Origin of the sequence: Xenorhabdus koppenhoeferi (genome assembly GCF_900116635.1) — a bacterium.
Lineage (GTDB): Bacteria > Pseudomonadota > Gammaproteobacteria > Enterobacterales > Enterobacteriaceae > Xenorhabdus > Xenorhabdus koppenhoeferi.
The window spans coordinates 46,607-73,532 of the sequence record NZ_FPBJ01000006.1; the positions used below are offsets into that span (position 1 = coordinate 46,607).

Genomic DNA, 26,926 nt, shown 5'->3' on the forward strand with positions numbered 1-26,926 from the left:
TACTGAATTTCCTTAACCAAAAAGTAATAAGAAATATTAGGAGAATGAAATGTCTGACAACTCAGTATCACAACTTGGCTACCTGTTTCAGTAACTCTTGCAGACATGTCGCACCTTCGCTGTCAGCAACCTTTAATTCAATTAATGTTGTCACCTTATGTTCCCACACTTGTCTGACGTATTGTTTTAATTCTGTCCAATTTGCTGGAGCGGCATAATTCAGACCAAACATAGCGGCAGCGTGATCAAAATTGACATCTTGTGGCATACAGTAGAAACGTTGCCGCTCTTCCTGCGGTGTTGGTAACAATGAAAAAATCTGGCCGCCATTATTATTGACAACAATTAACAGTAACGGTGTGGAAAGATTACGTAACAGAGCCAGGCTGTTCAGATCATAGAGAGCTGAAATATCACCGATAATCGCCAATGTCGGCTTATTGGCTGCTCGCTGCACACCCACTGCGGTTGCGATCAATCCGTCAATGCCACTGGCACCACGATTACTGTAAACCGGGTAACCGGCGGGAAGCTGCCCTAAGGCATCAACCAAGCGCACAATCAAGCTGTTACCGATAAACAACTGCCCTTGTTCTGGCAATAACTGGTGCAATTGATGTGCTACTGCCGCTTCACTGAATCTTTCGGCTAATTTTGTTTGAGTGCATTCGAAAGCTTTTCTTGACCATATTTCCAGTTCATCTGCCCAAGAGAATTGCGAATATGAAACATGGGTAGGATGGCGTGTAAGATGGGCAGGATGCTCACGTAACCAATCCGCCACACGGCAAGTAAATTTGCGTCCTTGATGATTTGCGGGATCAAGCCTGCCAGAGATCGGATCAACAATCCAATACTGTTCTGGCTGACATTTTTCCTGCCATTGCAACAGCCGTTTTCCTGTCAGGCTGGCACCAAACTGGATAACCAATTGTCCTTGCGACAAAATATCCTGAGTACGGGAATGATTCAGCCATAAATCAGCATGTGGCAAAGGCTGTCCGGTTTGAGATAACACGTCACCGATCAACGGCCAGCCCATTTCTTTTGCCCATCGGGCAACGAGTTCTCCCTCTTCAGCGTCCATTCTCCCTGCCAGAACAATGCCTCGTTTTTGCCGCCAGAATTCCCAATCCTCAACCTTGGTCATAGTACGGATTTCAGGCTGACTCAACCACGGCTCACTTCCCTGCCACCATTCCCCCAATGTTTGCTGCCAATCCTGATGCGCCGTCATATCATTGCCATATAAAGGCTCAGCAAACGGACAATTAATATGCAGCGATCCTTGTTTCAGGTTTGACATCCCATTATCAAGAGAGGAAACCAGCCAACTGGCAGGAATATCTGTGGTTGGGCATGGTAATGCCAAAGTCTGGGAAGGATAGGAAGCAAAAATACCTATCTGGCGAATAGCCTGATTTGCACCACAATCAATTAGTTCTGGTGGTCTGTCGGCAGTGAGAAAGACCAGCTTTTCCCCCGTCAATCCTGCTTCAATCAAAGAAGGGTACAAATTGGCGACTGCCGTTCCTGATGTCACAATAACTGCCACAGGCTTTCTGCTCACTTTTGCCAGCCCTAAAGCCAAATGTCCCAAACCCCGTTCATCAAAATGAGTATGACAAGTAAGTTTTTGGTTTTCTGCGGCAGCCAATATCAAGGGGGTTGAACGGGAACCAGGGGCAATACAAACATGACGCAATCCGTGGCGGGTCAGTGCTTCCAATAAGAGTTCCGCCCAACGGCGGTTCAGTGCGCAATTTGACATATGATGCTCAAAGAAACTTATAAAAAAATGGTGCTCAAAGAATAAGAAGTATTATATAAAGCATTACTTGCCATAGTACTTGTAAAAGCGATTTCCTTATCTTACTTCAAGGAATTACCATTTAATTGGTAATACTTCCACTATAAATGGGGATTATAAATCCAATCAGCAATAAAGCGGGTAATTTTAGACATCAAAAAGTGAACTTGCATGACAGAAAAGATACAACCAGCCAAAAATGGGTTATGGCTGGTCAGAGATATATACCTGTCGTCTTTCAAGATGCAGCTTTGTTGGCTGCGCTCACTCACCCCGGTCACATAGTTATCTATGCTCCAGGGGATTCGTTCCTTGCCGTCGCGCTGCATCTTGAAATCCAATGGGTATAGGAGAGTTACGAAGGCAAAGCAAAGTTTCCAGTATCACTTATGACAATCATGGACATATAATAGGAATCAATAAAAACTCATCGACAGATAGATAGTAATTTATTTATTTCAGTGTGAATTATATTTAGGGGTATAAATAATTCCATCAAGTTATTAATGGGTTTTATAACCTATCTCAGTCGGTATCAGTAATACCACAATGAGATAGATTTTAGCTGAGAACATACTTTATCAATAATTTCAATACTATTATTTACCTGATATCAAAGACAAATCTTGGAATTCGTTATGCAATTGATTGAACGGACTCATCATCTTTGTAGACATATTGTTTCTAATCAGTTTATTTCCAGAGTATTTTTACGGTTATTGACAACCTTATTCTTAATCATCGTGATGGGTAATTCAGTGGTAATGGCCATGCCTGACACTAATGAAAAGCTAAAACTCAATGAAAATGTTGCCAGGGTAATTTCTGGGATCATCAGTTATACACACTGGCCTACTACACGTGCTGCTCTGCGCTTGTGTCTGGTTCCCCCATCCAATTACATTAGCGCCTTAACCCACATTAATATGATTTCTGATCAAACAAAATTGCACATAGAAACCCTGAATTTCAACGTAAAACAATTAATAGAAAAGTGTGATGTGATTTACTACGGTCAAGTCAACCCCTTGCTCCTGCACCAAGTCATTAGCCAGAAAAATAATAAACCACTGCTCACTATTGCTGAAAACAACCCACACTGCGAAATAGGCAGTGCATTTTGCCTCAACATTAGTAACACGCAAGTAACATTTAGCCTAAACCTCAATATTCTGACGCGCAGTGGCGTACGCGTGCATCCGAATGTCTTACAATTAGCGCGTAAGGTGGAATAATCTGTATGAAAAAACGTTATTCACTAATGTCATCGCGTCCTACTTTGCGCCAGGTTTTTCACCGGATCCATTTAGTTATCACATTTATCACGTTATCCGTCGTGGGATTATTTCTATCTTTATTGTCATTACTTGCTATGCAAGATTATGCCAAAAATAACCTAAAACTGATTGCCACAACCATCGCCCATACAGCACAAGCTGCCGTAGTTTTTCAGGATAAAACCGCCGCGATCGAAATACTGGAGATGATCGCGGTTCATAATGATTTTACAAAAGCCGAGATCTTTGATGCCAAACAACAAGTGTTAGCAAGCTGGCAATCCAATCAAGAAGCCCGCTTGGGTAACTTCAAAAAGTTGGTCGAACGCTGGCTTTTTCCTGAACCATTTACCCTTCCCATTTACTATCATCACCAAAAAGTCGGCTCAGTCTGGCTAATTGGCAACAGCGATCACATCATCCAGTTTATTTATCAGGCTTTGCTGCTTTTATTTGCTTGCCTGCTATTCAGCGCCGTGATCTCACTTTATCTCTCCCTGCGTATGCATGATGGTATTGTCCGGGCATTGCAAAATATTACCGTTGTTGCCCATGATGTCCGGCAACGATGCGCATTTTCACGGCGTGTACCCTCAGCCTATATTGCTGAATTACATGAATTAAGTCAGGTCTTTAATCATCTTCTTGAAGAACTGGAAGAATGGCAGCATCACCTACAGACAGAAAAGGCCGTTTTAACCTGGCAGGCGCAGCATGACTCACTGACCGGTTTACCGAATCGTGCAACATTTGAACGTGTTCTTTCAACGGTAATGAATGATAAGTTCATGCGTGAAAGTGCAGCCATATTATTTATCGATAGCAACCGACTGAAATACGTCAACGATATCTATGGGCATGCTGCCGGCGATCACGTTCTTGTCACTATCGCTGCCACTTTAAAAAGAAGGGTCAGGAAAACAGACACCGTTGCCCGGCTTGGCGGGGATGAATTTGCCATCTTATTACCTTCGGCCAATCTGGAAGATGCCGAATGCGTCGCAAAAAATATCATTCACGCTATGGACGCTCCCATTCCCCTTCCCAACGGCCAGCACCTGCGAATCACACTGAGTATTGGCATCGCCTTATCCAACAGAGAGTTAACAGCCGAGCAATTATTGTCTGAAGCCGATGCAGCCATGTACCACATCAAACAACGAGGTGGCGGTTGGCATGTCAGAAAAAGTACTGTTTGGTAATAACCAATTTCACTGGCACCCAGAAGGTGAAGATAAACTCAAAGAACTGTCAAACGTTTTGACCAAAGTTGGCATTCATCACGCACACCTCGACGGCCATACTGACAACTATGGAGAAGTGAGTTACAACGATTAATTATCCTTTATTTGCATTTAACTTACAAAATTATATTATATAAAAAAATAAATTGTTAAAGTGAGAATGTGATGATGAAGATGGATCGTTCTTTGCAACAAGCAATGCGTGAGGCTGCTGAAGGAGTGGCAGATGTATTACACGCTCTTTCCAATGATGACCGCTTACTATTAATGTGCCAGCTGAGTCAGGGAGAAGCCTCTGTTGGACAACTTGAAGAAGCTGTGGGTATCCATCAGCCGACTCTGTCACAGCAACTTGGTGTAATGCGGCGGTTGAATCTGGTGAAGACACGTCGGGAAGGAAAACAGATCTTCTATCGTATTGAAGATGAACGCATTCTGACATTACTTCATACTCTTTATACCTTGTATTGCCCGAAACCGGAAATAACAGGAGACTAGGATGAGCATTAATTTTGCCCAGTTCACACCGGCGCTGAGCTTTGGTGGGGGAATATTGATTGGTCTGGCTGCAATTGTGCTGATATTGTTTTGTGGTCGAATTGCCGGTATCAGCGGTATTCTCGGCGGATTGCTGCAACGTGAAACGAAAGATCGCTCATGGCGGGTGGCATTTCTCACAGGCATAATTATTGCACCTGTACTCTATGGCCTGCTGTATCCATTACCGGAAATCACAGTTACAGCATCTTGGCCTACCATTATTATCGCGGGTCTTTTGGTGGGAATGGGAACACGTATTGGCTCCGGCTGTACCAGCGGACATGGCGTATGTGGACTTTCTCGTCTCTCTTTGCGTTCATTGGTCGCCACACTGATCTTTATGGCCGTGGGATTTTTTACGGCAACGGTGCTGGGTGCTTGGTCCTTAGGAGGATGAAAAAATGATGGTGATACTTTCTCTTCTGTCTGGTGTCATTTTTGGTTTAGGGTTGATTATCAGTGGGATGGCAAACCCGGAAAAAGTTTTGGGCTTTCTGGATCTAGCACATCCGTGGGATCCGTCTCTGGCATTTGTGATGATGGGAGCTATTATTGTCGGTTTGTTCGGTTTCGCACTGGCTAAACGTCGTCAGTATGCACTTTGTGGTACACCAATGATATTACCTGACCAGCGTCAAATAGACTGGCGTTTGGTAGGGGGAGCCGCGCTTTTTGGGCTGGGATGGGGCATTGCCGGGATTTGTCCGGGACCCGGGTTAGTACTACTGGGAGCGGGCTATGCAAAAGGGTTCGCCTTTGTACTGGCGATGATCGTCGGAATGTGGTTGGTGGGTCATAAAAAATAACTGACATTGTATCAACATAATTCTGCTTAATCGTGCCATCAGCCGACAAACAAAAGAATCCCCAGATTAACAATCTGGGGATTGGCTTTTTATTAACGAACCAAATGCAAAAAGTGAATGTGCTTTTCGTATTGATCCAAAATATCATGGATAATCTGCTCTTGCGTCCACCCCATCAGATCATAATCCTGCCCACCTTCTTTAAGGTAAACTTCAGCGCGATAATATTTTTGTTCCTCACTTTTTTCATCATCTTCCAAACCTGCAATAGCAAATGTAGGTTGAATATAACTTCTCAGACGAACTTCATAGACAAAGTTAAGATTTTCGCCAAAATCCACCTCCAGATGAATTCGGCCATCCATTTCATTATTAATAACAGCAACTTTGTTCTGTTTCCCCAATTCCTCGGCCACCAGCTCCATTGAACTTTGGATAACCTCGATCATAAAACGCTTCACTTGTGAACTCTTAGGATAATAAACGATATTTCTTAATCTTCGTTGCCACGGAATAGGATTTCGACTGGCCGGAGGCGCAATCGTAGTCATTTGTTGGCTGTCTTTTTTGTATGCATCAATCCGTAATGCCTTAAGCAAGCCATAGATTGATATCAGCAGAATGACGGAGAAAGGAAGCGCACTAGCAATCGTTACCGTTTGCAAGGCGGATAAACCACCTGCAATCAATAATGAAATAGCCACGACACCCATCAAACCTGCCCAGAAGATCCGTTGCCAGACAGGTGTATGGTCAGCACCACCAGAAACCAGTGTATCAACCACCATTGCACCAGAATCTGCTGAAGTCACGAAAAACATCACAACCATGACTATAGCGATAAACGAAAGTACGGAAGGAAACGGGAAATGCTCCAGAAAATTAAACAGTGCCAGAGAAACATCTGACTGTACTACATCGGCTAATTCTGTTGCTCCTTTATTGGCAATCAAATCAATGGAGCTGTTACCAAATGCCGTCATCCACATCAGGGTAAAACCACTGGGTACAAACAAGACGCCTGTTACAAATTCTCTGATTGTGCGTCCCCGCGAGACTCTCGCGATAAACATGCCAACAAATGGAGACCACGATAACCACCATCCCCAATACAGTAATGTCCATCCCCCCAACCAGTTGCTGGATTTAGGTTCATAGGCATACAGGTTAAATGTTTTGCTGACAATTTCTGAAAAGTAGCCGCCTGTATTTTCCACAAAGGATTTCAGCAGCAGTACGGTAGGTCCCAGAGCCACCACCAAAAGCAACAATAAAACCGCCAGACCCAGATTCAATTCAGACAAAATACGAATGCCTTTATTCAGACCGGAAACAACAGACAGGGTTGCCAGAGCGGTAATAGCAATAATCAGTATAACCTGTACTGTTTCATTGATAGGCAAACCAAAAAGATGGTTAAGGCCGGCATTAACCTGAAGGACGCCATAGCCCAAAGAGGTCGCGACACCAAATACTGTGCCAATAACAGCAAAAACATCAACGGCATGCCCCATTGGTCCATAAATTTTATCGCCAATAATCGGATACAGCGCAGAGCGCAATGTCAGAGGCAAACCGTGTCGGTAACTAAAAAATGCCAGAATTAACGCTACAATGGCATAAATTGCCCAGGCATGAAGCCCCCAATGGAAGAAAGTCAGTTTTATCGCTTGTTTTGCAGCTTCGATGCTTTCAGGTGTCCCTACCGGAGGAGATAGGTAGTGCATGACGGGTTCAGCCACACCAAAAAACATAAGCCCGATCCCCATCCCCGCAGAAAAGAGCATGGCAAACCAGGAAAAATAACTGAAATCTGGTTCAGCATGGTCGGGACCCAGTTTTATATTGCCGTATCTGGACAATCCCAGATAGGTAACCGAAAGCAAAATCAAGGCAACTGCAAGAATATAAAACCAACTGGCATTAACAAAAATGTCCTGCTGTAAAGCCTTAAACCATCGATCGGCAAGTTCGGGTTTCAAACCAGCGAATGTCACCAGAGCAATGACTAAAAACGCCGAGAAGAAAAAAACTGGTGGGTTAATGGAAGTTTTAGTCTTTACCTGACCAGTATTATCTTGACTCATAATTATCCTTCAAAATTAGTGTTCGACACTATCTCCTATTTACCCCAATAAGCAATTTTGCAGAGATGCCAATAAATAAATATAAACTTAACAAAGCGTTATATACCTAGCGGCTCTATTGTGATTATTATTCACTCAGCCTACGCTAAAAGTCACCTTAACATAAAAATGGAATCAACTGTACTTACAGAGGGGTATGTCGAACGGCGGTGGTGGAAATAATGCCCAATAACTTTATCATGCATTTCAATGGATTTTGAAAAAGAACGTGTTTTGCAAGTCAACCTTGCCAAATTCCAGCCCAGAATAAAAAACCCAGCCAACAATGACTGGGTTTTTTATTCTGTTATTCAGGTTATTGAGGTTATTGAGGTTATTGAGGTTATTGAGGTTATTGTCTTATAAAGCGCTTTTCGCCTGTTGAACAATATCAATCAACGGTTGTGGCCAAACACCGAGGATTAACACCAACAACCCTGTAAGCAATACAACAATCCCGCCAGCAGTGAATGCCCAATTGTGTGGTGTATCACGGTTCAGCGCCTTCGGTGCTGGCAAGTATAAACTCACCATCACACGCAGATAGTAGTAAAGGCCAATGGCACTACCCAGAACTACCGCGCCAGTCAGCCACCACAATCTCGCTTCAACACCGGTTGCGATAACGTAGAATTTACCAATGAAGCCGAAGGTTAACGGAATCCCCGCCAATGACAGCATCATAATGGTCATAACGGCTGACAGGATCGGTTTATGCCAGAACAAGCCGCGATATGAGAACAGTGAATCTGCATCCGGCCCTCTGTACGGGCTGGACATCAAACTGACTACGCCAAATGCCCCGATACTGGCAAGCAGATAACCCACCAGATAGATACCCGCCGTCTCTTCTGCCAGTGTGTGATCTTTGATGGCAACCAACACCACCAGCAAATAGCCCAGATGAGAAATGGATGAGTAACCCAATAGACGTTTAATATTGCTTTGTGTCAACGCCAATAAGTTACCAAACAGGATAGATGCAATGGCAATGACAGTCAGCACAATGCGCAGGGTTTCGCTTTCGGTGACAGGCGCTTCAAGGAACAAGCGCATAACCACAGCAAAGATAGCCACTTTACTTGCTGTCGCCAGAAAGGTCGATACTGGTGCTGGTGCACCTTGATAAACATCCGGTGTCCACAGTTGGAAAGGCACGAGGGAGAGTTTAAAGCCCAGTCCCACGATCATCATAGCCAATCCTGCCAGGACCAGAGGTTCATGCAGTTTACTGTCACTTAAGCTTTTACCCAGTGATGCGAAGGACAAGTCACCGGATTCAGCATACAACAGCGCAATACCAAACAGCAGGAATGAAGATGCCGTTGCGGACAGCAACATATATTTGATACTGGCTTCCAGTGAACGTTTCTGGCGATATGCATAACCAATCAATCCAAATAGTGGCAGAGTGATCAGTTCAATCCCGATAAACAGCGATGCCATATGGTTGGCAGAAGAGAGCAGAATTCCCCCAACAGCCGCAATCAACACCAAAAGATAAAATTCTTCTTTGTTATCGGGATAATTCTCCAACCATGAATAAGCAAATGTCGTCGTTGCAAGGCTTGCAATCAGCACAAGGGCTGTATAGAACATTGCAAAACGATCCACATGAATCAGTGGCGTGACATCCATCGGCTCTTGTTGTCCCACAAAATAGAGAGAAAACAGAGCCAGATTAAGGCCAATCACCGTCAGGGTGACATTGGTGAAATGATCGCGTCGCCACGCAATGGACAGCATCACAACCACCACTATTAATCCGACGATCAATAGCGGCAACAGTGCGATCAATTGTTCAGAAGTTATTGTCATGGCGAATTACGGCCTTGTAGTTAAAAGTGAAGCTGAATACCAATTCTGGATGTTGCTCATCGCTGTGGCTGAAGTATCAAGGATTGGTTGTGGATAAACTCCCAAGATCACCAGCAAGACGACCAGTAACAGCAGAATGGAGATTTCGCGGGCATCCATTTGCGGTAGCGGTTTATCTGTTTTTGGCGTGCCGTAATAAGCCTTTTGCATTAAATATAGTGCATAAACAGACGCAAAAACCAAACCGAATACGGATACCGTGGTAATCAGGGTGAATTTACTGAAGCTACCGAACAGGATCATGAATTCACCAACAAAGTTACCGGTTCCCGGCATACCTAATGTGGCTACCGCGAAAAACAGGGATATCGCTGGCAGCAGTTGAACTCTTGACCACAAACCGCCCATTTGACGCATATCACGGGTATGCAGGCGTTCATATAATTGACCGCAAAGAATGAACAGGCCAGCGGCAGACAAGCCATGAGCGATCATTTGGATAACCGCGCCCTGATAAGCCAATTGGCTACCCGTATAGATGGCGATAAGAACAAAACCCATGTGGGAAACACTGGTATAGGCAATCAGACGTTTGATGTCAGTCTGGCTAAAGGCCATCCATGCACCGTAGAAAATACCGATAACCCCGAACCACATCGCAATCGGGGCAAAGTCCGCAGAAGCTTGTGGGAACAGTGGCAAGCTGAAACGCAGCAAACCATACGCCGCTGTTTTCAATAAGATCCCTGCAAGGTCAACTGAACCCGCCGTGGGTGCCTGGCTATGTGCATCCGGCAACCAACCGTGCAGAGGAACTACCGGCATTTTCACGGCGAACGCAATGAAGAAACCCAGCATCAGCAAGTATTGGATGGTATATGACATTGGCGTATTCAACAGTTTTTCATAGTTGAATGACCATTCACCCGTTGCATCATGGTAAATGAAAGCCAGCGCCAGAATCGAAATCAACATCACCAGACCACTGGCCTGGGTATAAATGAAGAATTTCGTTGCCGCTGTGATACGGGTTTTACCTTCCGACCCCCTGTGACCCCAAAGTGCGATCAGGAAATACATCGGAACCAGCATCACTTCCCAGAAGAAGAAGAACAAGAACAGGTCAATGGCAAGGAAAACCCCCATTACACCACCGAGTATCCATAGCAGGTTCAGATGGAAGAAGCCTTGGTATGGCTGGTTTTCATTCCACGAACAGAGGATTGCCATCAGACCCAGCAATGCGGTCAGCACGACCATCAGCAAGGAAAGCCCATCCATTGCCAGATGAATGCTAATGCCAAAGCGAGGTATCCACGGCAGCAGGAATTCTGTTTGCCACTGTGGAATACCCTGCGGGTTGGTGAGTGTATAGCCGCCCTGCAACCACAAGTGCAGGGAGAGTAACAGTGTCAGTCCCATCGCCAGAAGCGCTATCCAACGCGGCATACGGGTGCCGAAGCGCTCTGCCTGCCAGCACAGCAGGCCTCCGATGAAGGGCAGAAGAATTAGCCAAGGTAGTAGCATGGCGCAATGTGTCCCTTAATTAAACCAAAAGCAGCAGAGCTAAAACCAGCACTGCACCCAACCCCATAGAGGTAGCGTACCAACGGACTTGTCCGTTCTCACTCCAACGAAGACCTTTATTGCCCCAACGTGACAATACGACAGGAATGTTCATCAGTGAGTTCAAAGGATCACTTTGCAATAAGTTGGTAAGGCCTTTGAATGGTTTCACGAATACCCAGTCATACAGCGCATCAAATCCCCATGCATGAAACCACCATGCAGAGAAGAAACGACCCGGTGCACTGTTTGCTGTGGCATTAACCACACTGCGTTTGCCAAGATACAGCGCTGCCGCCAATAAGATACCGATAACGGCAACCACACCAGAAACAATTTCCAGCAGCATTTTGCCGTCGTGCCCTGCATTGCTTTCTGGCAGAACACCCGCCAATGGAAGCTTAATCAGCGTACCACCAATAAAGGTGGACAATACCAGCAGTACTGACAGTGGCAAGGTATGGGTAATGCCCTTGACCGGATGAGCATGGGTATTTTCTTCACCGTGGAACACAATGAAGATCATGCGGAAGGTGTACAGGGATGTCATCAAAGCCCCAATCAGCCCCGCCAGCATCAGGTTCATATGACCATTTGCCAGTGCGCCCCACAGGATTTCGTCTTTACTGTAGAAACCTGCGGTCAATAAAGGCAGAGCCGAAAGCGCAGAACCACCCACGAGGAAGCAGAGATAAACAAACGGAATACGCTTGCTCAGGCCACCCATTTTGAAGATGTTCTGTTCATGATGGCAGGCCAGAATCACTGACCCAGAGGCAAGGAACAGTAATGCTTTGAAGAACGCATGAGTCATCAGATGGAAAATGGCTGCATCCCACGCTTGCACACCCAATGCCAGAAACATGTAACCAATCTGGCTCATGGTGGAATAGGCCAGAACGCGTTTGATATCAGTTTGTACCAGCGCAGCAAAACCCGCCAACAGTAAAGTCACCGCACCAATGATGCCCACCAGATGCAGAATATCCGGTGTCATCAGGAACAAAGCATGGCTGCGTGCAATCAGGTAAACACCGGCGGTAACCATTGTTGCGGCGTGGATCAGGGCCGAAACCGGAGTTGGGCCTGCCATCGCATCCGCCAACCATGTTTGCAATGGCAACTGAGCAGATTTACCCACTGCACCACCCAGAATCATCAGGGTTGCCCAAGTGATCGCAGTCGAACCTGCTTCGATATGTTGTGGAGCCAATACCGCCAGCTCACGGAAACTCAGCGTGCCGAGCTGGTCATAAAGAATAAACATACCGATGGCGAGGAACACGTCACCCACACGGGTCACGATGAAAGCTTTCATTGCCGCTGCGCCATTGGCCGGGGTTTTGTAGTAGAAACCAATCAACAGATAACTGCACAGCCCCACACCTTCCCAACCGAGGTACATCAGCAGCATGTTATCAGCCAGCACCAATACCACCATGCTGGCGATAAACAAGTTGGTATAAGCAAAGAAGCGGGAATAACCCTCTTCACCACGCATATACCATGAGGCATAAATATGGATCAGGAAACCGATGCCAGTCACTACACTCAGCATGGTCAGTGACAAACCGTCCAGTACTAAATTAACGGGAATACTGAAATTATCCACCGCCATCCAGTTCCATAATGTCTGGCTGTAAACCAGCCCCCCTTCCCCATTTTGGGAAAGGAAATCTATGCCGGCCCAAAGTGTGACCAACGCTGCCAACCCAACAGAACCAATCCCAATGGCGGCTGACAGATTTTCAGACCAGCGGCCACGGGAAAATGCCAGTAGCAAAAATCCCAGCAGTGGCAGCAGAATTGTTAAATAGAGTAAGTTCATCCGCGCATCTCACTGACATTATCAATATTCAGGTTTTGGCGACGTCGGTGCAACTGTAGTAACAGTGCCAAACCGATGCTCGCCTCAGCGGCTGCCAGAGTAATGGCCAGAATGTACATCACCTGACCATCAGGCTGGAGCCAATAGCTACCGGCAACGACAAATGCCAGTGCTGAAGCATTGATCATAATTTCCAGACCAATCAGCATGAATAGCAGATTGCGGCGGATAATCAGACAGGTGAAGCCCAATGTAAACAGAATGGCCGCCAGAATAAGACCGTGGTCTAAGGCTATCATTATTGCTCCTCCGCACGATTGCTAATTACGTCACCTTGCCGGTTTTCACGACCAATATGGTAAGCCACCACCATTCCGGCCAACAGCAACAAGGATGCCAGTTCGACTGCCAGTACATAAGGGCCAAACAAACTAATGCCCACCTCTTTGGCACTGACTACTTCACCTGTGATTGCTACAGATGGCAGAGTACTGATGGCATAAACCAGCACGATCAGCAGAGCAATAGACAAGATGGACGGTCCTATCCAAGTACGGGGCTGCAACCACAACCGTTCTTGTTCAACGACCGATTTTCCTAAGTTCAGCATCATCACAACAAAGACGAATAACACCATGATCGCCCCTGCGTAAACAATGATCTCCAAAGCACCGGCGAAATAAGCACCCAGTGAGAAAAATACGACGGACAATGCCAGCAAGGAGATAATCAGATACAGCAAGGCATGTACCGGATTAGTATGGGTTATCACCCTGAGTGTTGCGAGGATGGCAACCAGCCCTGCGACATAAAATGTAAATTCCATAAATATCGCTCCTTACGGCAACAGGCTTTTAACGTCGATAGGTTTGGCCTCATTATCAGCTTCACCTTTATCCTTGCCGTCAATTGCCATGCCTGTCTTGCGGTAAAAGTTATAGTCAGGATACTTGCCCGGCCCTGAAATCAGCAGATCTTCTTTTTCGTAGACTAAATCCTGACGCTTGAATTCACCCAGTTCAAAATCCGGCGTCAACTGAATAGCGGTAGTCGGACAAGCTTCTTCACACAGGCCGCAGAAAATACAACGCGAAAAGTTGACGCGGAAAAATTCTGGATACCAACGACCATCTTTATGCTCGGCTTTTTGCAGTGAGATACATCCCACCGGACATACTGCCGCACACAAGTTACAGGCGACACAACGCTCTTCACCGTCAGGATCACGAGTCAGAACGATACGCCCACGGTAACGGGGTGGCAGATAAACCGGCTCTTCCGGATACATTTTTGTTTCGCGTTTATGGAAGGCATGAAGCCCTATCATCCAAATACTGCGTACCTGGGTGGCGAAACCGACCACTAACTCTTTCAATGTCATGGTTCAATCACCCCTTTATTAAGCGTTGTATAGAATAACTGCGGCAGTTGCCAGCATGTTGAGTAACGTTAATGGCAAACAAATTTTCCAGCCAAACGACATCACCTGGTCATAACGCGGGCGCGGCAATGCAGCACGGATCAAGATAAACATCATCATGAAAAATGCCGTTTTCAGCGCAAACCAGATGAATGGAGGCAAGAGAGGCCCGTTCCAGCCACCGAAAAACAAGGTGACGATCAAGGCGGATACCGTCACGATAGCGATATATTCCCCCACAAAGAACAGGCCGAACTTCATGCCGGAATATTCGACATGATAACCATCAGCCAATTCCTGTTCTGCTTCCGGCTGGTCAAAGGGATGACGGTGACACACCGCCACACCAGCAATGGCAAAGGTCAGGAAACCAAAGAACTGAGGGATGATATTCCACATATGTTGCTGTGAGTTGACGATATCGACCATGTTGAAGGAGCCTGCTTGTGCCACAACCCCCATCATGGACAGACCGATGAAAACTTCATAGCTCAGTGTTTGTGCTGATGCCCGCATCGCACCCAACAAGGAATATTTGTTGTTACTTGCCCAGCCTGCGAACAACACTGAATAAATTGCCAGACCCGCCATCATCATGAAGAACAGGACACCGATATCCAGGTCTGCCACCATCCACGTCGGGCTGACTGGCACGATAGCAAAGGCCAGAAGCAATGAGCAGAAAGCAATGACAGGAGCCAGAGTGAAAATGGCCCGATCAGCGAAGCGAGGTGCCCAGTCTTCTTTAAAGAACATTTTGATCATGTCTGCAACTAGCTGCAATGAACCGCCCCAGCCGACACGGTTTGGCCCGTAACGATTCTGGAACAGGCCAAGAATGCGGCGTTCAAAGAAGCTCATGAATGCTCCGCAGACAACCACGATCAGAAGAATCACAGCCGCTTTCAGAACAGCAATCAGGATTTCAGTCACATCGGGAGTAAGCCAACGCATTATGCAACCTCCCGTAAATTATTGACTGATTTTCCTGCCAGAACCGGTGGAATTCCCGGCATTCCCAGCGGCAGACCAACTTGCCCCTGAGCCAGATTGTCGCTCAAGCGCACTGCTAAACGCAGTTGTTGCCCTTCACAATCAAACTCCATCACGGCTCCTTCTGTTACATTCAAATGTTCTGCATCTTTATGATTAATCATCACATATGGATCAGGCATACGATCCTGTATCACATCAGAACGCTGTGACAGTTCATCACTGCCGAACAAATGGAAATAAGGCGCAACATGCCATTGATTTTTTTGTGCGCTGAATGCGGTTGGAATACTGTCGAAATAATTCAGCCCACCATCAACGGCTTCAATCAAACGAACACCCGGATCACCAAAGCGCAATTTTCCACCCACTTCAGCCTGAAATTTATTCCACGCCTGTGGTGAGTTCCAGCCGGGTGCCCAGGCAAACGGAATTTGCTGACGTGGCGCAAATGGGCTGTTGTTTCCTTCCATTGAGAAAGCAAATGCGGTGTCGATATCTTGTGGCTGGCGTTGCTCATGAACGCTGATATCAGCCAACATGGCGGTACGACCACTATAACGATGAGGTGAACGTGCTAATTTTTGCCCACGGACACGGAATGTGGCATCTGGTGCTGCATTAACGATGCCTTTGAATTGCGGCATCGCTTTGACACAGGCTTCAATAACGTGGTCAAGTTGCGTCCAGTCAGTCTGACATTGTGTGTAAGTAGTATACAGGGAGTGCATCCAGCGCCAGCTTTCCAGCATAACGATGGACTTGTCATAGAATGCAGGTTCATAAACTTGGAAATAGCGCTGTGCGCGACCTTCCTGATTCACCAGCGTACCATCACTTTCTGCAAAACTGGATGCTGACAGGATTAAATGCGCTTTATCCATAATGGCGGTACGCTGATGGTCAACAACAATCAAGTTTTTCAGGCTATTCAGTGCATTATTAATTTTATCTGCTGGCGCATGACGATAGAGATCGTTTTCCACCACAATCGCAGTATCTGAATCCCCTTTGGCGATACGTTGTAAAGCAGCATCCAATGGCTGTGCTTCCATCATCGCCAGACCAAAACTATTGGCATACGCTGCTACATAAGAAAGACCAACATTTGCACCTTTATCTTTCAGTGCCCATGCAATATTAGCTGCTGCCTGAATCAGGGCATCGCTACCTGTGTTGCTGCCACTGATAATCAATGGCTTTTTCGCGTCACTCAATGCCTGAGCGATGATTTCCACTTTCGATTGCAGCTCATCCGGCAAGTCATTGACAGCGGGCGCAATATTGTTCAGGGCATGTGCCACTGCAAAACCAAAACGAGCCTGATCATCAACAGGTGCGCGATAACCCCACGCGGCAACATCATCCAATCGAGTATCATCAACACTGGTCAGGAACAGAGGATATTTGGCATGCTGGCCGATATTCATGACCGCCGCGATTTGCCAGTCTGCCACTTTTTGGGCCTCTGCCATCTCACGGGCCTTGCCCTTCACTGCCTGACGCACTGATAACGCCATGCGAGCCGCAGTTTGAGTTAAGTCTTCACCTAACACCAGCACCGCATCATAATCTTCAATTTCACGTAGGGATGGTGTATACACGCCACCTTGTTGGAGGATCTCCAGCATCATGTCAAGACGGTGTTGCTCTTCTGCTGAAATACCACTATAGAAGTTTTCTGCGCCAACTAATTCACGCAAAGCAAAATTACTTTCAATGCTGGCACGTGGCGAGCCGATGCCAATGGTTTTTTTCGCCTGACGCAATATATCTGCGCCCCCTTGCATAACTTGATCCGCATTCAGCGAAATCCACTGATCACCACGTAATTGTTGTGGCTGGCGAGGACGGTCGTCACGATTGACATAGCCATAACCAAAGCGCCCACGGTCACACATAAAGTAATGGTTAACCGTACCGTTGTAGCGGTTCTCTATGCGGCGCAATTCACCATAGCGTTCTCCGGGACTCGTATTACAGCCGATGCTGCACTGCTGGCAGATGCTTGGCGCAAACTGCATGTCCCATTTACGGTTGTAGCGTTCTGAATGGGTTTTATCGGTAAACACCCCTGTCGGGCAAATTTCGACAAGGTTACCGGAAAATTCACTTTCCAGCGTGCCACTTTCAGTGCGACCAAAATAGATGTTGTCATGAGCACCGTAAACGCCTAAATCCGTTCCGTCCGCATAATCGTTGTAGTAACGAACACAACGATAACAGGCAATGCAACGGTTCATTTCATGGGCAATAAATGGACCCAATTCCTGATTTTTGTGAGTACGCTTGGTAAAACGGTACTTACGGAACGAGTGCCCGGTCATTACCGTCATATCCTGCAAATGGCAGTTTCCTCCCTCCTCACAAACAGGACAGTCGTGGGGATGATTAGTCATCAGCCATTCCACAACACTTGCGCGGAACTGCTTTGCTTCTTCATCATCAATGGAAATATACGTGCCATCTGTCGCAGGTGTCATACAAGACATCACCAGACAACCGCGCGTATCTTCTGCGTTCTGATATTGCTTTACCGCACACTGGCGGCAAGCGCCAACGCTTCCCAGCGCCGGATGCCAGCAAAAATAAGGTATATCAAGCCCCAATGAGAGACAGGCTTGTAACAGGTTATCAGCCCCGTTTACATCATAATCTTTGCCGTCTACATGTATCGTAGCCATAGTCAGCATGCTTCCCAGTAGCCCGCCGCAAGCAGGCGTTAGTCAAAAAATAAAATCAATCCTACCAACGCTGCTTAAGCAGATTCGGTTGAATACCCGCAATCAGGCTGGTATTGCCATAATCTTTAGTGACAATGCCGGCTTCGAATTCTTCACGGAAATATTTGATGGCACTCTGCAAAGGCTCTACGGCACCTGGCGCATGGGCACAGAATGTTTTTCCTGGACCGAGGAAACGGCAGAGTTGCTCTAATGTTTCGATATCACCCTGCTGACCTTTGCCACTTTCAATGGCCCGGAGAATTTTGACGCTCCACGGCAAACCATCGCGGCATGGTGTACACCAACCACAGGATTCACGAGCAAAAAACTCTTCAAGGTTGCGAGTCAAGGAAACCATATTGATCTCGTGATCCACCGCCATCGCCAGTGCAGTTCCCAGACGACTGCCCGCGTTGGCGATACTTTCGAAATCCATTGGCAGATCAAGGTGATCTTCTGTCAGAAAATCGGTTCCCGCACCACCCGGCTGCCATGCTTTGAATTTCAGGCCGTCACGCATACCACCTGCGTAATCTTCCAGAATTTCACGGGCTGTTGTACCGAAAGGGAGTTCCCAAAGACCCGGATTCCTGACCCGGCCAGAGAAGCCCATCAATTTAGTTCCGGCATCTTTACTTTTGCCTTCGCTCAAACCGATATACCAATCTTTACCATATTCGAGAATGGCGGGCACATTGCACAGGGTTTCAACGTTGTTGACACAAGTTGGTTTACCCCAGACGCCCGATGTCGCAGGGAATGGCGGTTTTGAACGGGGATTCGCGCGACGCCCTTCAAGGGAGTTAATCAATGCGGTCTCTTCACCACAGATATAACGTCCCGCGCCGGTATGAACAAACAGTTCAAAATCAAAGCCACTCCCTAAAATATTCTTGCCGAGCAATCCCGCAGCCTTGGCTTCTTCAATGGCTCTGCGCAAATGAACGGCTGATTCGACATATTCACCGCGCAGGAAGATGTAGCCACGATAGGCTTTCAGCGCAAACGCACTGATTAACATCCCTTCCACCAGCAGATGAGGCAGTTGTTCCATCAACAGACGATCTTTGTAAGTACCCGGTTCCATTTCATCTGCATTACACAGCAAATAGCGGATATTCATACTTTCGTCTTTTGGCATCAGGCTCCATTTCAAGCCTGTAGAGAAACCCGCACCGCCGCGGCCTTTTAAGCCCGCATCTTTCACCAGTGAGGTAATTTCATCAGGAGCCATGCCCTTCAGTGCTTTTTCAGCGCCCTTGTAGCCATTTTTGCTTCGGTATTCATCCAACCAAACAGGTTGCTGGTCATCACGCAACCGCCATGTCAGGGGATGAGTTTCCGCTGCGCGGATAATTTCTTTCACTCCTGAATGCGTTGTCATGGATACTGCTCCAGTAATTTTTCAATTTCTTCGGGTTTTAAGTAACTGTGAGTGTCCTCATCAACCATCATGGTCGGTCCTTTGTCACAATTACCCAGGCAGCAGGTTGGCAACAATGTGAAACGCCCATCTGCCGTAGTTTGCCCCGGACGAATGTTCAAATGCGATTCTATCGCCGCCTGAATGCCCTCATAACCCGTGATGTGACACACAACGCTGTCGCAGTAACGGATAATGTGGCGCCCTACTGGCTGGCGGTAAATCTGGCTGTAAAATGTTGCCACACCTTCCACATCACTGGCCGGAATACCCAACACCCCAGCAATAGCATAAATGGCGCCATCAGGCACCCAACCACGCTGTTTCTGCACAATTTTCAGCGCCTCAATTGACGCAGCCCGCGGATCTTCGTAGTGGTGTTTTTCCTGCTCAATGGCATCACGTTCTTCAGCACTCAATACAAACTCATCCGGTGTCTGAGCGTCCGTTACGTTAACCACATCAAGGCGTGCTTGCTTGTTTGCGTTAAATTCACTTTGCATCGTTAGCGATCCACATCAGACATAACAAAATCGATACTGCCCAGATAGACGATAAGGTCAGAAACCAGACTGCCGCGGATCACCGATGGAATTTGCTGCAAGTGCGCAAAACTTGGTGTACGGATGCGGGTGCGGTAACTCATGGTGCTACCATCACTGGTCAGGTAATAACTGTTGATACCTTTAGTTGCTTCGATCATCTGGAATGATTCATTGGCAGGCATAACCGGCCCCCATGACACTTGCAGGAAGTGGTTAATCATGGTTTCGATATGCTGCAATGTACGCTCTCTCGGCGGCGGTGTAGTCAGCGGGTGATCAGCCTTGAATGGCCCTGCCGGCATATTTTTGAGGCACTGTTCAAGGATGCGCATACTCTGGCGGATTTCTTCCACTTTCAGCATCACACGGTCATAGCAATCGCCGTTGTAGCCTGTCGGGACTTCAAAATCGAAATTTTCATAACCGGAATACGGACGCCATTTACGCACGTCAAAACCAATACCGGTTGCACGCAGCCCCGCTCCGGTAACCCCCCAATCCAGAGCCTGTTTAGAATTATAAGCAGCCACGCCAACAGAACGTCCTTTCAGGACGCTGTTTTTCAGCGCTGTTTTGACATAGGAATTCAGACGTTTCGGCAGCCAGTCCAACAATTCACGCAGAAGTTTTTCCCAGCCCCGAGGTAAGTCATGAGCGACACCACCGATACGGAACCACGCCGGATGCATACGGAACCCAGTAATTGCCTCAACCACATCGTAAACTTTCTGTCGGTCAGTAAAGGCAAAGAAGACGGGGGACATTGCACCAACGTCTTGGATGAATGTACTGATATAAAGCAAGTGGCTATTGATGCGGAACAGCTCAGACAGCATGACACGGATAGTTTTCACGCGATCCGGCACCTCAATGCCAGCCAGTTTCTCGACGGCCAGTACATAAGGCATTTCGTTGACACAACCGCCCAGATATTCGATACGGTCGGTATAAGGTATATAACTGTGCCATGACTGACGTTCACCCATTTTTTCGGCGCCACGGTGGTGGTAGCCAATGTCAGGTACGCAATCAACGATTTCTTCGCCATCAAGTTGCAGAACAATACGGAATGCACCGTGAGCAGAAGGATGGTTCGGGCCGAGATTGAGGAACATGAAATCCTCATTGTCAGTGCCACGCTTCATTCCCCACTCTTCTGGTTTAAAAGTCAGGGCTTCCATTTCCAGATCTTCTTTCTGCTTAGTCAGAATGAAAGGATCGAATTCCGTCGCACGCGCGGCATACTCTTTGCGCAGCGGATGACCTTCCCATGTTGGTGGCATCAAGATGCGACGTAAATTAGGATGACCATTGAATGTAATGCCGAACATTTCCCATGTTTCACGCTCATACCAATTGGCATTCGGGAAAAGTGACGTGATGGTCGGGATATTCAAGTCTTGTTCAGCGAGCGCGACTTTCAACATAATGTCACGGTTACGCTCAATGGAAATCAAGTGATAAAATACTGAAAAGTCGGCAGCTGGCAGCCCTTGCCGATGAGAACGCTGACGTTCATCAACACCATGTAAGTCAAACAACATGACATAAGGTTTGGGCAGCTTTTTCAGAAACGTTATTACTTCCAGTAATTGCCCTCGCTTAACCCAAACAACGGGTATACCGATACGGGTAGACTGGACAATAAAGGCATCCGGGTCAAATTGACGATTAAGCTCGCTCACAACAGGATCATCAAGGTGATCCCGTGTCTCCCAAGCTGGTCGTGCGCTTTCTTGCGCTATCTGATCTGTCATCATTTTTCACCACAACGCTTGATCAGGTTTTTGTGATCGCAACACATTGCTCTGGTTACGCTATATGGCTAAAAGCCTTAAATTTCGTCTGGAGTACGCAGATTTTTCACTGCAATACGTTCACCGCGCTTCCGTTCTCTTTCTGATTGCATATTTGCGCGGTAAACTCCCTGATCGCCTACAACCCATGACAGTGGACGGCGTTCTTTGCCTATAGACTCCTGCAACAGCAACAGAGCCTGCATATAGGCTTCTGGGCGGGGAGGACAGCCAGGAATATAAACATCGACAGGAATAAATTTATCGACCCCTTGAACTACGGAGTAAATATCGTACATACCACCGGAGTTTGCACAGGCTCCCATTGAGATCACCCACTTAGGTTCCAGCATTTGGTCGTACAGACGCTGGATGACCGGTGCCATTTTGACGAAACAAGTTCCGGAAACCACCATGAAATCAGCCTGACGGGGAGATGCCCGCAGCACTTCTGCCCCAAAGCGAGCAACATCGTGAACAGCTGTAAACGATGTCACCATTTCCACATAACAGCAAGAAAGACCGAAGTTATAAGGCCACAGAGAGTTTTTTCTTCCCCAGTTCACCATGTCATGTAGCGCATTTTCTAATTTACCCATATAGACACTGCGGTGAACGTGCTGCTCCAGGGGATCACTGACAATTTCCTGTTTTTGCAGGGGATAACGGTCATTCTCACCGTTCGGATCTATGCGGGTGAGCGTATAATCCATCTTTATGCCTCGCTATTACTGCATGTGACTGTTGTTGGTATAAGTGTCAGCACTAGGTTTACTGACTTGGCGTTTTGAACGTGCTGGCGTCCAGTCCAACGCACCAATGCGCGCCAGATAAACCAAGCCTGCCAATAGCACCAAAATGAAAATGCTTGCCTCGGCAAAGCCCAGCCAGCCACTCTCTTTGATAGAGACGGCCCATGCATACAAGTAAAGGACTTCAACGTCGAAGATGACAAAGAACATGGCGACCAGATAAAACTTCGCCGACAGGCGGAGACGAGCACTACCGACAGAATCGATACCTGATTCATAAGGTACGTGTTTTGCTCTGGCTTTCGCTCGGCCTCCCATGAAGTATCCGCCCAGTAACATGAGCGCACACAAACCAAGGGCACCTATCAGGAAAACCGCAAACGCCCAGTTATGGGCTAAAATTCCAGTGGATGTAGACATACTCGTTGCTTACTCATCAAAAGTGGCGTCAAGGTCTCTGCTCTTTTTTCTGGCAGTATTGCACCACATCGATTCATGGGAAGGGACAACAACCAAATCTGAAACAGCGCTAATCAATATCTTCCATCGCTTGAATCGTCTTGGTTTTTATTCCTCTCAACAATATTTTGCCGCTGCGGCAAAAGCGCTTACACATTTATTTACAAACGAAAAACCATTAATTAACATATTGTGCTGATATACCGCTAAAACGTGTCAGTAGAGTAATAAAACAACAACCTGACATAACTAGTCTAACCGATAACTCGACTTTACTATACCATTATCGCAGGAAAAACCTGTCTTTCCACTGTGAGACTGAGAGTATTTTTATGATCAAACGCACAGTTTCACTGAAAAACATTCAATACTTGAATGAATATCATTCAACTCTTAATAAATTGCTTCTAAAAAGAACTATCTAACTGCAATAAAGCTGTTATTTCTGAAAATAAATTTATTTTATCAATTTAGGAAAATAAAATTTGTTAACACAACAACATTCTTTTAACTAAAATTCGAAAGTGATAGGAAAATTAATAGGGCTTATTTCTGATTGGAAATATAAAAAATGGAAATGAAAACTCAGGAGGAGGAAGACTATTTAATAAATAATGAACAACAGGCTAATATCTCCACATAAAATGGAAATATTAGCCTATAAAACACATGGTGCTTATTCGTCTATATCTTCAACATTTTCGACGGAGGTTTCATCAACTGATTCAGCTGATTTTACAAGATCAATGGAGTCAATAGATTCATCCATTTCGTCGGATTCATCAGCTTCAACAGACGTTACGATATAAGATGTTTTCTTGTTTTCTATTGCATCGAAAACAGTCAGAACCGATTCATTTTGTTCATTACTGTTACGGTATAAGAAAAATTGAATTTCCGGCAAGCGCGGTAATCCTTCACTTTCACCCAGAATTCTTAGATCTGCATTATGCATTTCCAGAGGGCGGGCAGTAATGCCTACTTCTGCATTCACAGCCGCACGAACAGCAGACAGGGAGGCTGCTTCATATGCAATGCGCCATGAAATGCCTGCCATATCCAGTGTATCCAGAGCTATCTGACGGAATGGGTTAGTTTCATCCATTACAACCAACGGCACGGGTTCGTTAGTTTGCAATTGGAAATCTGGCGCACAGTGCCATAAAACAGGGGAAGAACGTAGAATTGTTTTAGGATGTTGGTTAATTTTCGTTGTGGTTAATGCCAAATCAATCTCATGGTTATCCAGCATGCTTTCAATAAATTGAGCGCGTTTAATCCGCACATCAACAGCGACACGTGGATAGACGGAGGCAATACGGTTCAATAAGAAAGGAAGAAGCGTATCAACGGCGTCATCTGATACACCTATTCTTAATTCACCGTCTGCATCATTGTAAGTTAATGATGCTGTTGCATCGTCATTGGCACGGAGGATCTGACGTGCATAACCAAGAAGTTGAAGCCCATGCTCAGTCAGAAGCTTATTACGCCCGTGGCGAGCAAATAATTCTCTCCCCACAAGATGCTCTAACCGCTGCATTTGCTGACTCACAGCCGATTGCGTTCTAGAAACAGCTGCTGCTGCTGCTGCAAAAGTATTTAAGTCAGCAACGGCAACAAAAGTTCTTAGCAGATCGAGATCGAGGTTTATTATCTGACGATTTGCATTTATCATTGTTTATTCATCACTTTTTTTGATTTTAATTACTAACTAACCTGGTGTTTTTACTTCAGCAGTATCAAATAAAATAATACCGATTGTGACATTACTCTACTCTATTAAATAGGGCAAAGGTTTACTGAACTTTTTTACTATTTAGATCATCATGGGGTTTTATTTTCTCCTTTGCTTAACAAAATTTATGCAATCCAAAAATAAATTAGATATAAAACCCTATTTACATCACATAATCACTAAATTCCAGTACAAATATCCTTTTTCTGGCTTGCTTCAAAGAACAACGTAACCTGAATTAGGAAAACTTAAAACAATAAAATAATATTAGAATTATTAATAATTCAGCATTCTCATTGAATAAGCCTCAAAATGTTATGGATAAAAACTCAAAAAGATTATCGAAGTATCATGTTATAAAACCTAAATTAATTTTACGTCAACAAAGATAAATTATAAGAATACATTATACAAACCTTCTTACTTTTATTGACAATTCGAGATTTATTGAACAAGTTCACGAAAACACCACCGTCAAAATGTCATCCTGCTTACTTTGTGCAAACTAAAAACCCGCCATTATAAAGAATAAGATCCCTGCATAATATAAACAAAAAGAGTAATATACTAATATATAACATTATTTCAGAGAGCAAACTAATGCATTTATTCTTAAAACAACCGTTTTAACCAAAGATATCAAAGTCTCTTCAAAAGACAGAACGAGAAGAGTACATTAATCATTACAATTTTTATGCCGGGTATCATCCATTTTGCCGAGAGGTTAAGGCACCTTATGTTTTCAATTAATAAATCCAGCAAATTAGATAATGTCTGTTACGACATCCGGGGGAATACCCTCAAAGAAGCCAAACGACTTGAAGAAGAAGGCAATAAGGTTCTGAAATTAAACATTGGTAATCCGGCTCCATTTGGCTTCGAAGCACCAGATGAAATTTTAGTCGATGTTATCCGCAACCTGCCGACAGCCCAAGGTTACTCAGATTCAAAAGGGCTATATTCTGCGCGCAAGGCAATCATGCAGCATTATCAAGCCAGAAATATGCTGGATGTTACCGTTGAAGATATATTTATTGGCAATGGTGTTTCTGAACTTATTGTTCAATCCATGCAAGCCCTGTTGAATACAGGTGACGAAATGCTGGTTCCTGCGCCTGATTATCCTCTTTGGACTGCGGCGGTGTCACTTTCCAGCGGTAATGCCGTCCATTACCTGTGTGATGAACAGCGAGGCTGGTTTCCTGATTTAGATGATATCCGCCGTAAAATTACTCCGCGTACTCGTGGCATTGTTATTATTAACCCGAACAATCCAACCGGTGCGGTATATAGTAAGGAATTACTGCTTGAAATAGTGGAAATAGCCCGCCAGCATAATCTGATTATTTTTGCCGATGAGATTTACGACAAAATTCTTTACGATGATGCCCAGCATCACTCTATTGCAACACTAGCGCCTGACCTCTTTACTGTGACCTTTAATGGTCTGTCAAAGACTTATCGTGTTGCCGGTTTTCGTCAGGGCTGGATGATATTGAATGGCCCGAAAAAACAGGCCAAAGATTATATTGAAGGGTTGGAAATGCTGGCATCAATGCGCCTGTGTGCCAACGTACCGATGCAACACGCTATTCAAACAGCGTTGGGTGGCTATCAAAGTATCAGTGAATTTATTTTTCCAGGTGGCCGACTCTATGAGCAACGCAACCGCGCATGGGAATTGATTAACCAAATCCCCGGTGTTTCCTGCGTAAAACCAATGGGTGCACTCTATATGTTCCCGAAAATAGACACCAAACGTTTTAATATTCATGATGACCAGAAAATGGTATTAGACCTCTTACTACAGGAAAAGGTTTTACTGGTTCAGGGTACTGCATTTAACTGGCCGGAACCCGATCATTTCCGCATCGTTACACTGCCGCATGTAACTGACTTGCAAATGGCCATTGAGAAGTTTGCTCGTTTTATTGGTAACTATCGCCAATAACCAGAACATTAATCATTCAGATGCCTATTTCAATAAATATTAATACTATAATGAAATAGGCTCTTATTTCTTACTGATCTCTATTTTTTCGTAAACTAATTTTTCAGA

Annotated in this window: 25 protein-coding genes and 1 pseudogene; 9 read left to right on the forward strand and 17 right to left on the reverse strand. The window is 45.6% G+C overall.

From position 1 onward, the window contains the following. Positions 1-67: 67 nt before the first annotated feature. Positions 68-1,771 (reverse strand): 2-succinyl-5-enolpyruvyl-6-hydroxy-3-cyclohexene-1-carboxylic-acid synthase, encoded by a 1,704-nt coding sequence (menD, locus tag BM329_RS03255; protein ID WP_092548833.1) that lies wholly within the window; start codon positions 1,769-1,771, stop codon positions 68-70. Between the two features lie 146 nt (positions 1,772-1,917). Between menD and BM329_RS14635 the strand changes: the two genes are divergently transcribed. From BM329_RS14635 to BM329_RS03285, 7 genes are all read left to right on the forward strand, one after another. Continuing rightward, positions 1,918-2,160 (forward strand): hypothetical protein, encoded by a 243-nt coding sequence (locus BM329_RS14635; RefSeq protein WP_177216172.1) that lies wholly within the window; start codon positions 1,918-1,920, stop codon positions 2,158-2,160. 288 nt (positions 2,161-2,448) lie between these two features. Next, on the forward strand, positions 2,449-3,045 hold the full coding sequence (gene yfiR, locus BM329_RS03260; RefSeq protein WP_092548837.1) for a regulatory sequestration protein YfiR: 597 nt from the start codon (positions 2,449-2,451) through the stop codon (positions 3,043-3,045). Between the two features lie 5 nt (positions 3,046-3,050). Then, a complete protein-coding gene (dgcN, locus tag BM329_RS03265) occupies positions 3,051-4,289 on the forward strand; it encodes a diguanylate cyclase DgcN/YfiN (RefSeq protein ID WP_092548840.1) in 1,239 nt (412 codons plus the stop codon). Continuing rightward, entirely contained in the window at positions 4,264-4,425 is a 162-nt protein-coding gene (locus BM329_RS14640; RefSeq protein WP_177216169.1) for a hypothetical protein, read from the forward strand. Before dgcN ends, BM329_RS14640 begins: the two co-directional genes overlap by 26 nt. 71 nt (positions 4,426-4,496) lie before the next feature. Next, entirely contained in the window at positions 4,497-4,829 is a 333-nt protein-coding gene (locus BM329_RS03275) for an ArsR/SmtB family transcription factor (RefSeq protein WP_177216173.1), read from the forward strand. A 1-nt stretch (position 4,830) separates the two neighbouring features. Next, a complete protein-coding gene (locus BM329_RS03280; protein ID WP_092548846.1) occupies positions 4,831-5,268 on the forward strand; it encodes a YeeE/YedE family protein in 438 nt (145 codons plus the stop codon). A 4-nt stretch (positions 5,269-5,272) separates the two neighbouring features. Continuing rightward, positions 5,273-5,677: a DUF6691 family protein gene (locus BM329_RS03285; protein ID WP_092548849.1), complete on the forward strand. Its 405-nt coding sequence runs from the start codon at positions 5,273-5,275 to the stop codon at positions 5,675-5,677. A 92-nt stretch (positions 5,678-5,769) separates the two neighbouring features. On the opposite strand, the gene BM329_RS03290 is transcribed toward BM329_RS03285, so the two are convergent. Next, positions 5,770-7,764 carry a BCCT family transporter gene (locus tag BM329_RS03290; protein WP_092548852.1) on the reverse strand — a complete coding sequence of 665 codons (1,995 nt, stop codon included), beginning with the start codon at positions 7,762-7,764 and terminating at the stop codon, positions 5,770-5,772. Positions 7,765-7,916: 152 nt separating this feature from the next. After that, positions 7,917-8,060 (reverse strand): annotated as a pseudogene (locus BM329_RS15275) (IS1 family transposase); the annotation flags it as partial. Between BM329_RS15275 and BM329_RS14645 the strand changes: the two are divergent. Beyond that, on the forward strand, positions 8,014-8,169 hold the full coding sequence (locus tag BM329_RS14645; RefSeq protein WP_177216170.1) for a hypothetical protein: 156 nt from the start codon (positions 8,014-8,016) through the stop codon (positions 8,167-8,169). The pseudogene BM329_RS15275 and the gene BM329_RS14645 overlap by 47 nt on opposite strands. On the opposite strand, the gene nuoN is transcribed toward BM329_RS14645, so the two are convergent. From nuoN to hexA, 14 genes are all read right to left on the reverse strand, one after another. Further along, entirely contained in the window at positions 8,164-9,621 is a 1,458-nt protein-coding gene (nuoN, locus tag BM329_RS03300; protein ID WP_092548857.1) for an NADH-quinone oxidoreductase subunit NuoN, read from the reverse strand. The two genes, BM329_RS14645 and nuoN, sit on opposite strands and share 6 nt — an antisense overlap. A gap of 6 nt (positions 9,622-9,627) precedes the next feature. Then, positions 9,628-11,148, reverse strand: a complete 1,521-nt coding sequence (nuoM, locus tag BM329_RS03305) for an NADH-quinone oxidoreductase subunit M (protein WP_092548860.1) — start codon at positions 11,146-11,148, stop codon at positions 9,628-9,630. Positions 11,149-11,167: 19 nt separating this feature from the next. Beyond that, on the reverse strand, positions 11,168-13,015 hold the full coding sequence (gene nuoL / locus BM329_RS03310) for an NADH-quinone oxidoreductase subunit L (RefSeq protein ID WP_092548863.1): 1,848 nt from the start codon (positions 13,013-13,015) through the stop codon (positions 11,168-11,170). Continuing rightward, entirely contained in the window at positions 13,012-13,314 is a 303-nt protein-coding gene (nuoK, locus tag BM329_RS03315) for an NADH-quinone oxidoreductase subunit NuoK (RefSeq protein WP_092548866.1), read from the reverse strand. Before nuoK ends, nuoL begins: the two co-directional genes overlap by 4 nt. Further along, the gene (nuoJ, locus tag BM329_RS03320) at positions 13,314-13,841 is read right to left on the reverse strand and encodes an NADH-quinone oxidoreductase subunit J (RefSeq protein ID WP_092548869.1); all 528 of its coding nucleotides are present in this window, start codon (positions 13,839-13,841) and stop codon (positions 13,314-13,316) included. The genes nuoK and nuoJ overlap by 1 nt, the downstream gene beginning before the upstream one ends. A gap of 12 nt (positions 13,842-13,853) precedes the next feature. After that, positions 13,854-14,396, reverse strand: a complete 543-nt coding sequence (gene nuoI, locus BM329_RS03325) for an NADH-quinone oxidoreductase subunit NuoI (RefSeq protein ID WP_045958195.1) — start codon at positions 14,394-14,396, stop codon at positions 13,854-13,856. 18 nt (positions 14,397-14,414) lie between these two features. Then, positions 14,415-15,389, reverse strand: coding sequence for an NADH-quinone oxidoreductase subunit NuoH (gene nuoH / locus BM329_RS03330; protein ID WP_092548873.1), 975 nt, complete (start codon positions 15,387-15,389; stop codon positions 14,415-14,417). After that, positions 15,389-18,112, reverse strand: a complete 2,724-nt coding sequence (nuoG, locus tag BM329_RS03335) for an NADH-quinone oxidoreductase subunit NuoG (protein WP_092548950.1) — start codon at positions 18,110-18,112, stop codon at positions 15,389-15,391. Before nuoG ends, nuoH begins: the two co-directional genes overlap by 1 nt. Before the next feature lie 61 nt (positions 18,113-18,173). Further along, the gene (nuoF, locus tag BM329_RS03340) at positions 18,174-19,538 is read right to left on the reverse strand and encodes an NADH-quinone oxidoreductase subunit NuoF (RefSeq protein ID WP_092548876.1); all 1,365 of its coding nucleotides are present in this window, start codon (positions 19,536-19,538) and stop codon (positions 18,174-18,176) included. Further along, complete coding sequence (gene nuoE / locus BM329_RS03345) at positions 19,535-20,080, reverse strand: NADH-quinone oxidoreductase subunit NuoE (protein WP_092548879.1); 546 nt, start codon at positions 20,078-20,080, stop codon at positions 19,535-19,537. The genes nuoF and nuoE overlap by 4 nt, the downstream gene beginning before the upstream one ends. 2 nt (positions 20,081-20,082) lie before the next feature. Beyond that, positions 20,083-21,882, reverse strand: coding sequence for an NADH-quinone oxidoreductase subunit C/D (gene nuoC, locus BM329_RS03350; RefSeq protein WP_177216175.1), 1,800 nt, complete (start codon positions 21,880-21,882; stop codon positions 20,083-20,085). A 74-nt stretch (positions 21,883-21,956) separates the two neighbouring features. Continuing rightward, entirely contained in the window at positions 21,957-22,631 is a 675-nt protein-coding gene (locus BM329_RS03355; protein ID WP_092548886.1) for a NuoB/complex I 20 kDa subunit family protein, read from the reverse strand. A 15-nt stretch (positions 22,632-22,646) separates the two neighbouring features. After that, positions 22,647-23,090 (reverse strand): NADH-quinone oxidoreductase subunit A, encoded by a 444-nt coding sequence (locus BM329_RS03360; protein ID WP_092548889.1) that lies wholly within the window; start codon positions 23,088-23,090, stop codon positions 22,647-22,649. 715 nt (positions 23,091-23,805) lie between these two features. Next, positions 23,806-24,807 carry a transcriptional regulator HexA gene (hexA, locus tag BM329_RS03365; RefSeq protein ID WP_092548892.1) on the reverse strand — a complete coding sequence of 334 codons (1,002 nt, stop codon included), beginning with the start codon at positions 24,805-24,807 and terminating at the stop codon, positions 23,806-23,808. A gap of 796 nt (positions 24,808-25,603) precedes the next feature. Here hexA and BM329_RS03370 point away from each other — a divergent pair. After that, positions 25,604-26,818 (forward strand): pyridoxal phosphate-dependent aminotransferase, encoded by a 1,215-nt coding sequence (locus tag BM329_RS03370; RefSeq protein ID WP_092548896.1) that lies wholly within the window; start codon positions 25,604-25,606, stop codon positions 26,816-26,818. The last annotated feature ends 108 nt before the right edge of the window (positions 26,819-26,926 follow it).